Below are 9,303 nucleotides of genomic sequence, written 5' to 3'. Positions count from 1 at the left end.
CTTCGGGATGCCCCTCAGGCCGCGCCTATACCGGCCCCTGCTCCGCCGGCCGCATGCGGATCAGCGCGTCGAGCACGAGGACAAGAACCGGGCGCTGCTCGTCGTTGACCAGCTCCGTCTTGAAGATCACAACAGCGTCGCGCCGCTCCGGCCTGATGGTGATCTTCTGGATCTGGGATTGGCCGGTGAGCGTGGCGCCGGGCCGAACCGGGCTCGGCAGGCGGATCTCGAAGCTCCGCCCGACGATCCCCGCCACCTTGGTCCAGATCGCCTCCACGACGAGCCGCTGATAGATCGCAATGGTGTTGAAGCCGCTTGCGATCAGTCCGCCGAACGGGCCTGCCGCAGCCGCGACGGGATCGGCATGGATTGGCACCGGATCGTATTTGCCGGCGAACTCCAGGATCTCGGCCTCGCCGATCGTGTAGCTGCCAAGCCTGAACGTCTGGCCCTCGGTGAGATCTTCCGCATACAGCATCGCGCGCCTCCATCTGTCGCGCGACGATAGACGAATGGTGCGGGCTTTCCATTACCCCGGACGTCATGAACTTCGCGCGTGATGCGCGAGCGACACCCACCGCTCGCATATCGCCGCAGGTATCCCGCGCTAATGCAGCCGCGCCGCCCTCGCCTTTGCCGCCTTCAGCGTGTTCTCCATCAGGCAGGCGATCGTCATCGGGCCGACGCCGCGCGGCACCGGCGTGATGGCGCCGGCGACCTGCACCGCCTCGTCGAACGAGACGTCGCCGCACACCGCATAGCCGCCGTCCGGCCTCTCGACGCGCGTGGTGCCGACGTCGATGACGATGGCCTGGGGCTTGATCCAGTCGCCGCGCACGAGGCCGGCCTTGCCCACCGCACTCACCAGGATGTCGGCCTCGCGGCAGATCCTGCTGATGCCGCGGGTGTGGATATGGGTCTGCGTCACGGTCGCGTGCTCCTGCAGCAGCAACGCGGCCATCGGCTTGCCGACGATGTTGGAGCTGCCGATCACCACGGCATGGGCGCCGGTGAGGTCTGATCGGACCGACTTGATCAGCCGGAGACAGCCGAGCGGCGTGCACGGCACCAGCGCGTCATCGCCGTGAAACAGCCGGCCGGCGTTCAGGGCGTGCAGGCCGTCGACATCCTTGGCGGGATCGACCGCCGCCATCACGCGCAAGGCGTCGATATGCGCCGGCAACGGCAGCTGCACCAGGATGCCGTCGATATCGTCGCGCGCATTGAGCGCCTCTACTCCGGCAAGCAGATCGGACTCGCTGGCATCATCCGGCAGGCGTGCGACCTCGCCGCGCAGGCCGAGCCGCTCGGCCATCCTGACCTTGCTCTGCACATAGATCTGGCTCGCCGGGTCGCAGCCGACCAGCACGACCGCAAGCCCCGGCGCGCGGGGCAGCCGGTCGAGTTCGCCAGCAATCTTGTCGATGACAATTTGGGCATGTGCATGCCCATCGAGAATGTTCGCCGTCATGGCACCTCCGTTTCGAAGCGGTGCCCAGGCGCGCGGCGTTCAGTCTCTACGCTCCCCGATGGTGGTCCATCCAAGCGCCAGTCGCGCAGATGGCGTGGTCATAGCCGCCCCGCCGGGCAAAGGCAATTCACGCTCTCCCCGCGGGTCGAACGGCGACGAATTGCCCTCACTTTTGCCGGTGGATCGGTGCCGGGCGGGTCACCTCTGGGGGTAGGATTCGGGCAAGACTTGCGTTAAGTCTCGGCGCTTGCCGGGCTTTTCCGATCCCCGGCGCCATCCCTTCCGGTCATCACGCCATTTCGGACATTTTCGACATGAGACATATCATCCTCGCGCTGGCGCTCTTCTGCCCGGCTGCCGCGCTCGCCCAGGGCACCACGCCGGCCCCCGCCGACGCCGACAAGCCGGCAGCGACCTCGCAGCCGATGGTCGGCGACAAGCCGCTGGTCCAGGTCGGCAAGAAGTCGGCCGCCAAGAAGGGCGAGAAGCCTGCCGCGCCCGGCAAGCCGCAATCGGTCGCCCAGAAGCTTCAGGCCTGTCAGGACATCGACGATGCCACCAAGGAACGGCTGATCTGCTACGACGAGATCTTCAAGCCGCAGCCGAAGCCGAAGGCCGCCCCGGCCAAGGGCGTCAACGATTGCCGCTTCGTGAAGGAAGAGGACGAGCGGCTGACCTGCTACAACGGCTTCGCGGACAAGATCCCGCGCCTGCCGCGCTAAAGGTAGCGGGCGGCGCTCGGACGCCTTCCCGCATCCGGCGACGTGCCTGATCGCGGACATGAAAATGCCGCCGCAAGTGTTTGCGGCGGCGGATCGATTGCCGGCTGCGGCAGCCTTTTCTTACCAGGTCCCGAAGCCGCCGAAGAAGCCCATGCGCGGCTGCTGCTGCGCGACGCGGTAAGGCTGATACATGCCGGGCTGCGCCAGCCGCATCGGCTGCTGGGGATGGGCATGGTAGCGCGCGACCTTGCGCTTCTTCGGCTGCTGAGGCTGGGCCTGCGCCGGTTGTTCAGCCGATTTTGCCTCAGCCGCGACCTTCTGCGCGTCAGCCTTCTCCGGCGGAATGAACTGGGCGAACGTATTGCGGACGCGGGCTTGCGCCGACGCATCGCCCGTAGCCGACGGGATGGCCGCGGCGACCGCGTTGACCTGCGCCGGAACAATGGTCGGCAAATTGGTGTCGTAGACCACCCGCTCGGGCAATTTCTGGGTCGACTTGATGCGCACCATGGTCTTGTCGACGCCCGGCGACGACAGTCCCTGGTTCTGGCCGGCGACCACGGCCTCCTGCGGCACGATGGCATTGACGACGAAGAGCAGCGCGAGCAGCACTCCACCAACGAACAGGAAATAACGCGCCACAGGCATTTTGGTAGCTCCCCCCGCGCAGCAGGGCGCGGCTCATCTCGGCGCGACGACATCAGTCATCGCGCGGGCGATTTCATCGTCTGCGCATGATCACCCGGACGCTATCCGCGCTCCCGGGTCGTTCATCAACGGCTGGTTTATTAGTTAGTTCCTGTCCGGCCGTTACGGTTCACCCGGCAGGTCAATTCGCGGTCACTTTTTCGAGATGCCGGGAATTAGAGGCGGCTCGCCGTCACGACCGAACATTTCGCCTTGTTTGCGTTAACGTTGACGAACCCGACCAACATTTGCGAGTAGGTCTTGCGGCTTTTCATGGCGATAGTGTCGGAGATCAGCCGCTTGCGCTCGGTCAGCGGCCGACCGTCGCGGCGGATGAAGGCGCAGGCGATCTCGATATCCTTGACGGCGAAATCATTGGCATTGCGCAGCGTCAGGGTGACCAGCGCCTTCGAACCCAACCCGCCGCGCCGCCACGATTGCGAGGCGATCCGCAGCTTGTCCAGCGGCGGCCTTTCAGCGCCGGGCCCGAACGGCTTGGCCTCCTCTGCCCCCTGTGGGGCGATGGCCACGCCGACGGTGGTCGGCTCGTCCGCCGGTGCGGCTAGCGCATCCCTCGCGGTCTGATTTGTGATTTGGGCTGGTTGCGCGCCGGTCGGGGCATTCTGCGCGGTGCGGATCATGGACGACACCGGCCAGGCATCCTGGTCTCCGGCGTCGCTCGGCTCGGGGAGCATGAACCATGCGGCGATCCCGGCGAGCGCAATCAGCGGCAGCAGCAGGCTGGCGTAGAAGCCCCCTTCACCGAGACGTCCGGCGGCCAACCTCCGAAACGACGCCAAGCCGATCCGCATCGTCGTGCCCTCACCCTGGCGGCCTGATCGGGCCGCCCCCCACACAGAGAGGAAGCCGCACCGCGCGGCTTCCGGGACGGCCGCAGGTCGAGCGGCCACGCGAAGACAATCGCTGACGGCCGCAATGGTTTCATTCCGGGACGACAATCTTGGGCAGGCATAACGGAGGGATGGTATCCCAGCAGACCGCTCGCTAGATTTGCGCCGCCCGGGAGCGAGTGCCGCGCACCGAACAGCAGCACGACAACAACAAGGAGATCGCAATGCCTGTCGTCACCTGGGACCACGTCCACCTGCGCAGTCCCGATCCCGAGGCTACCGCGACCTGGCTGCGCGACATTCTCGGCGGCGAGATCATCCGCGGCCCCGGCCGCATCGACGTCCAGCTCGGCGGCGCCAAGGTGTTCATTGCGGAGGTGGCCCAGGGCGACGGCGTCAACGCCGCGCCGGTGACGCCCTATCAGGGGCTCGATCATTTCGGGCTCACGGTGAAGGACATCGACGCGGTCGCCGCCGAGATCAAGGCCAAGGGCGTCGAATTCACCAAGGAGCCGACCACGATCCGTCCGGGCGTGCGGATCTGCTTCATCCGCGGCCCGCAGGGCATCTCGATCGAACTGCTCGAGCGCGACCAGAAATACGTCTGAGCCACGCGTGCGGCGCTAAGTCATGCTGCCAGGCATGAAGCAGCGGATCGTCACGCCCATGTAGCTGGGAATCGGCCAGACCATAGCGCGGCCGACCCGGTTGGGCTCGGTGACCACGGCCTCGTCGGGGACATCGATCCACGCCCCGTCGAGGCGCACACGATAGTGCCCGTCCTTGGATTCCCAGTCGACATCGCTGACCGCTGTGCCGTCGGCATCCGAACAGCACGGCCCTTTGCCGCTGCGCAGGCCGTCGAACCATTCCTTCAGCGGCGAATTGGCGTAGCGGCCGTCGGGATCGCGCGCCTGCGCGATTCGCATGGCCGCGACCAACACCAGCGTTATCAGCACGAGGGATACGATCATGTGGCCCGTATAGCGGGCCGGAGTTCCATTGAGCCTGCGAGGGCGTGCCCAATGGCCGCCGGATTCAATCCAGTCAGACATGTGTTTGCTCCAGCACTCACCGGCCAGTGCAACCAGAGCCATGCATTTCGCGGGCCACTTTGATTCGCGCGTACGGTCCGCTGTCATTGCGCCGTCACACTGCCTGGCAGGAACCGAGGGTCACCCGAACGCGGGACACCCGGGAATCAACCTGCCGCATTGCACGAGGTTGCTCGCTTTGGCATAAAAAACCAACTGGCTTGCCGTGGGCGTGGCGGCCAGCAATCGGGACGTCATGAAGAACGGACTTTACTCAATTCACGTCACCCTGCTGGACGGTCGCGTCGGCAAGGGCAGCGGCGTCATTCTCTTCCGCGACGGCCAGATACTGGGCGGCGACGCCTATCTTTACTACACCGGCAGCTACTCGGTGAAGGGCGATGCCTTCAAGGGCGAAATCCTTGTGCAACGCCACACGACGCCGCGCGACACCGACAACCCGCTGTTCGGCGGGCCCGCGCCCGTCGGCATCGGCGTCTCCGGCACCTTCACCGACACCCGCGGCACCATGAGCGGGACCGCGCTGGTCGGCAAGGCGAGCCTGATCTTCGGCGCCACGCTGCACAAGCTCGCGGATATCAATTAGCGGTTTGAAACTCGCTGCTAGATCCGTCACCCCCGCGCAAGGGCTTCGCCTTTGCGCGGGGATGACGGATCGAGAGCAAACGCGTGGTTGGCCACTACGCTTCGCGCTACTCCGCGGCCTGCTCCAGCGGCGCGACGCGCGGCAGGATCATCTGGATGCGTGTGCCGTTGCCCGGCGCGGAATCCAGCGAGAGCCGGCCGCCGAGCCGCGTGGTGACGATGCTGTAGACGATGTGCAGGCCGAGCCCGGTGCCGCCCTGATCGCGCCGCGTCGTGAAGAACGGATCGAAGGCGCGGCGGCGCACGTCGAGGCTCATGCCGCAGCCATTGTCGGCGAAGATCACCTCGACATTGTCGCCGCCGGCGGCATGGACCTGGATCTCGACCTCGCCGGCCTTGCCGTCCGGGAACGCATGCGCGACCGCGTTGAGAAACAGATTGGTCAGCACCTGGCCATACGGTCCCGGATAGGAATTCATGATCAGGTTCGGCTCGCAATCGACATTGAGCGTCAGATTGTGCTTGCGCAGGCCGGGCCTCAGACTCATCACCACCTGCTCGGTGAGATCGCCGAGGTCGAAGGTGCGCTGGTCCGAATAGTTGCGGTCGGCGGCGACCTGCTTGAACGACTGGATCAGCTCCGCGGCGCGGTTGAGATTGGCGACGAGTTGCGAGGAGGCATCGCGCGCCGTGTTCAGGAAATCGTTGAGGCTGGAGCGGCGCAAGTCGCCGCGCTCGACCTGGGTGGCGAAATTCGCGGTCTTGCGCTCCAGCGCGGACGCCACCGTCAGGCTGATGCCGACGGGATTGTTGACCTCATGGGCGACGCCGGCCACCAGGCGGCCGAGCGCGGCGAGCTTTTCGGCCTCGATCAGCGAATTCTGGGTTTCCCGCAGATTGCGCAACGCGGCCTCCGCGGAATCCCTCGCCTTGCGCATCTCCTGCTCGGAGCGCTTGCGCTCGCCAATGTCGAGCGCGACCGTGACGATGTTCTCGATCTCGCCTTGCGCGTCGAGGATCGGCAGCTTGTTGACCAGCCATTGCCGCATGTTGCCGGCGACGTCCTTGTACTCCTCTTCATAGAAGCCGAGCTCGCGCCGCGCCGACAGGACGCGCTTGTCGTTCTCATCGGTCTTCGCCGCGCCATAGCGCGACATCAGCTCGCCGGTGGTCTGGCCGATCGCGTCCTGCGGCTCGATGCCGAAGATTCCCGCCATGTAGCGGTTCATCAGCACGTAGCGCAGGTCGCGGTCCTTGACGTTGATGACGGCGGGCACGGTGTCGATGACCATCTGCAACAGCCGACGGCCTTCGGCGATCGCGTCTTCGGCGCGCTTCTGGTCGGTGATGTCGCGCACCGTGCCCTCGTAGCGGATCACTTCGCCCTCGTCGTTGCGGACGACGGTCGCCGAATCGGACAGCCATAGCACGGTGCCGTCGCTCGCGCGCACCTGGTACTCGTAGTCGCGCACCGTGCCGTCGCGCTGCATCAGCTGCTGGTACTGCTCGCGCGCCGCCGGATCCACGTAGACGGTGGTGGCGATGTCGTCGATGCCCTTGATCAGGTCCTGCGGCGCGGCATAGCCCATCATCCGCGCCAGCGCCGGATTGGCGTTGAGCAGCGCGCCGCCCGGCGTCGTGACGTAGATGCCCTCGACCGACGCCTCGAACAGCTTGTGGTAGCTCTCCTCGGCAAGCCGCTGCTCGGCGAGCGCGCGCAGCGCAGCCTCGCGCGCGCTGTCGGCGTCGACCAGGGTCTGGCGGAACACTTCGGCGGCGCGTGCGATGTCGCCGATCTCGTTGTCGAGGTCGGCGCCGGGAATGAACGCGCTCTTCTCGCCGCCGGCGACCTTGCGGATCGAGCCCGCGATCCTGGCCAGCGGGCGGACGGTGCGGCGAACCACCAGCACCGACGCGAACAGGCCGATCAGCACGCCCGCCGTGCCGAGCACGATGCTCTGCCATTTTGCTTCAGCCAGCGTCCGGGCAAAATCGCGCGACAGCACATGGCCGCGGCGCGAGCTGAGCTCGCGCAGCAGCTCGGTGACCTTCTGGATCAGCCGGCCTTCGGCGCCGAGCACCTCCTTGTCGATGTCGGCGATCTGGCCCTCACGCACCGAGACCGCGATGATCGCCTCGGCATAATTGTCGACGGCGCCGCGCAGCGCGGGATCGGAGATGGTCATCGCCCGCATGCTCTGCGCGGCCTGCTCGGCGGCGGACGTGTTGTGCGCCAGCAACGCGGTGGCAATCCGGCTCTGGGATTGCGACAGCGCATTGGCCAACGCCGCATCGTTGCTCGCGGCGACCGCCTTGTCGAAGGCGTCGCGCAGCGGCGGCAGCCCGGCGACCAGCTCGGCGCGGCGGCTGAGCAGCGCCGAGATGCGCTCGATACCGTTGCGATAGGTCGCCAGCCGCTGGGTGACGCCGTCGATCATGTCCTGCTGCTCGGGCGCCAGCTTGATGCGGGTCTTTTTCAGGATCTCGCTCAGCGACTGGGCCGCCTCCGCGACCTGGACCGACTGGCTGCCCGGCTCGGTGACGAAATCGCGCGCCGCCAGCCGCAGCTCGTTCATGCGGCGGTCGATATCCTCGGCGATGTCGCCGACGCTCTGCAGCCGCTGCAGCTCGGCGAAGGTCGTATCGATGTGACGGATCGCGATCACGCTGGCGGTGGATGTGATGATGATCACAGCCAGGACCAGCAGGAAGCTGCCGAACGTGAGCTGGCCAATGGAGAGGGAGAACGCACGCGGCGCTTGCGAATTCGGCGGCAATTCAGCGGTCATGTCATCAAGGGCCGGGGTCCAATGCGCCCTAATATACGGGAAATTACGGGCTTTGGGGAAACATGCTGCACGGCCCAACCCGCCGGAGGTGTGACCGGCGTCACCCCGGGCGGGTGCCGGTGGCCGATTCCGGCACAGGGCGGCGGGGCTCCGTCCGGCGGGATGCCGGCCTCCTTGACCACCCTGGCCCAGAGCGCAACGTCCGCCTTGATGATATCGGCGAACTGCCTCAGCGGCGCGCTACGGGCGTCGCAACCGGCGACATCTAGCTTCTTCCGCACCTCAGCGGAGGCCAGCGCCGTCTCCAGCGCGGCGCTGATGCGTTCGACCACCGGCTGCGGCGTGCCTGCCGGCACCACGAAGCCGAACCATGGCGTCACCTGCGCTTCGGCAAAGCCTTGCTCGGCCATGGTCGGCACGTCGGGGAAATACTTCGAGCGGCCGTCGCTGATCGCCCCGATGATCCGGATGCTGCCGGACTGCACCTGGGCCAGCGCCTGGTTGGCCGACAGGAAGCTCGAGGTGATCAGGCCGCTCGCGATATCGGGCACCATCTGCGGATAGCCGCGATAGCCGATCGCGGTGACGTCGATGCCGGCGAGCCGCTTGAACAGCTCGAAGCCGAGATGGCCGGTCGAGCCCTTGCCGGGATGGCTGTAGTTCAGCGTCCCCGGCTTGGCCTTGGCCAGCGCGACATAGTCGGCGACGGTCTTCACCGGCAGCGAGGTCGGCACGATGAAGAAGTTCGGGGCGAGACAGATCTGCCCGACCGGCACGAAATCCTTCACGGGATCCCAGCGCAGCTGCGTGTTCAGCGCCGGGCTTGCGGTAAAGAAGGTCGTCACCAACAGCCATGTGTAACCATCGGGAGCGGCGCGTGCGACCTCCTCGGCCGCGATCGAGCCATTGGCGCCGGATTTGGCCTCGACGACGATCGTCCCCTTCCACTGCTCCTGCATGTCCTGCGCCATGATGCGCGCGAACACGTCGGCGACGCTGCCCGGCGCGTAGGGAATGACGATGCGGATCGGCCGGCTCGGGAAGTCCTGTGCGCGCACCGTGCCGGCCATCGCCAGCAACGCCATGCACGCACCGGCAATGAGGCTGACCCGCCGCAACATCGTCCGTTTCCCGCCCAGTGAT

The 9,303-nt window shown here is 66.5% G+C and carries 10 protein-coding genes and 1 riboswitch; of the genes, 3 read left to right on the top strand and 7 right to left on the bottom strand.

The features are described 5' to 3' along the window. Positions 1-25: 25 nt before the first annotated feature. Positions 26-478 carry a MaoC/PaaZ C-terminal domain-containing protein gene (locus tag ACVIYL_RS29300; RefSeq protein WP_253608252.1) on the bottom strand — a complete coding sequence of 151 codons (453 nt, stop codon included), beginning with the start codon at positions 476-478 and terminating at the stop codon, positions 26-28. Positions 479-607: 129 nt separating this feature from the next. Further along, positions 608-1,471 (bottom strand): bifunctional 5,10-methylenetetrahydrofolate dehydrogenase/5,10-methenyltetrahydrofolate cyclohydrolase, encoded by an 864-nt coding sequence (locus ACVIYL_RS29295; RefSeq protein ID WP_253608251.1) that lies wholly within the window; start codon positions 1,469-1,471, stop codon positions 608-610. 15 nt (positions 1,472-1,486) lie between these two features. Beyond that, positions 1,487-1,566: riboswitch (ZMP/ZTP riboswitch) on the bottom strand. A 219-nt stretch (positions 1,567-1,785) separates the two neighbouring features. Between ACVIYL_RS29295 and ACVIYL_RS29290 the strand changes: the two genes are divergently transcribed. Beyond that, a complete protein-coding gene (locus tag ACVIYL_RS29290) occupies positions 1,786-2,193 on the top strand; it encodes a hypothetical protein (RefSeq protein ID WP_028337625.1) in 408 nt (135 codons plus the stop codon). Between the two features lie 120 nt (positions 2,194-2,313). Here ACVIYL_RS29290 and ACVIYL_RS29285 read toward each other — a convergent pair whose 3' ends face one another. Together ACVIYL_RS29285 and ACVIYL_RS29280 are read right to left on the bottom strand one after the other, a co-directional pair. Continuing rightward, positions 2,314-2,841 carry a hypothetical protein gene (locus tag ACVIYL_RS29285; protein ID WP_253608250.1) on the bottom strand — a complete coding sequence of 176 codons (528 nt, stop codon included), beginning with the start codon at positions 2,839-2,841 and terminating at the stop codon, positions 2,314-2,316. A 215-nt stretch (positions 2,842-3,056) separates the two neighbouring features. Next, positions 3,057-3,692 carry a hypothetical protein gene (locus ACVIYL_RS29280; protein WP_253608249.1) on the bottom strand — a complete coding sequence of 212 codons (636 nt, stop codon included), beginning with the start codon at positions 3,690-3,692 and terminating at the stop codon, positions 3,057-3,059. Between the two features lie 263 nt (positions 3,693-3,955). Between ACVIYL_RS29280 and ACVIYL_RS29275 the strand changes: the two genes are divergently transcribed. Beyond that, the gene (locus ACVIYL_RS29275; protein ID WP_028339253.1) at positions 3,956-4,339 is read left to right on the top strand and encodes a VOC family protein; all 384 of its coding nucleotides are present in this window, start codon (positions 3,956-3,958) and stop codon (positions 4,337-4,339) included. A gap of 15 nt (positions 4,340-4,354) precedes the next feature. On the opposite strand, the gene ACVIYL_RS29270 is transcribed toward ACVIYL_RS29275, so the two are convergent. After that, the gene (locus ACVIYL_RS29270; RefSeq protein ID WP_375167080.1) at positions 4,355-4,786 is read right to left on the bottom strand and encodes a hypothetical protein; all 432 of its coding nucleotides are present in this window, start codon (positions 4,784-4,786) and stop codon (positions 4,355-4,357) included. A gap of 235 nt (positions 4,787-5,021) precedes the next feature. On the opposite strand from ACVIYL_RS29270, the gene ACVIYL_RS29265 reads away from it, so the two are divergent. Continuing rightward, a complete protein-coding gene (locus tag ACVIYL_RS29265; RefSeq protein ID WP_253608248.1) occupies positions 5,022-5,372 on the top strand; it encodes a GrlR family regulatory protein in 351 nt (116 codons plus the stop codon). Positions 5,373-5,478: 106 nt separating this feature from the next. Here the strand turns inward: ACVIYL_RS29265 and ACVIYL_RS29260 are convergent, their stop codons facing one another. Next, positions 5,479-8,160 (bottom strand): PAS domain S-box protein, encoded by a 2,682-nt coding sequence (locus ACVIYL_RS29260; RefSeq protein WP_057015976.1) that lies wholly within the window; start codon positions 8,158-8,160, stop codon positions 5,479-5,481. Beyond that, positions 8,157-9,281 (bottom strand): Bug family tripartite tricarboxylate transporter substrate binding protein, encoded by a 1,125-nt coding sequence (locus tag ACVIYL_RS29255; protein WP_456780399.1) that lies wholly within the window; start codon positions 9,279-9,281, stop codon positions 8,157-8,159. The genes ACVIYL_RS29260 and ACVIYL_RS29255 overlap by 4 nt, the downstream gene beginning before the upstream one ends. Between the last annotated feature and the right edge of the window lie 22 nt (positions 9,282-9,303).

The sequence above is a fragment of the Bradyrhizobium sp. USDA 3315 genome, from assembly GCF_054056795.1.
The sequence above is the reverse complement of the archived record's forward strand: the minus strand, read 5'-3'. Positions and strand labels throughout refer to the sequence as shown.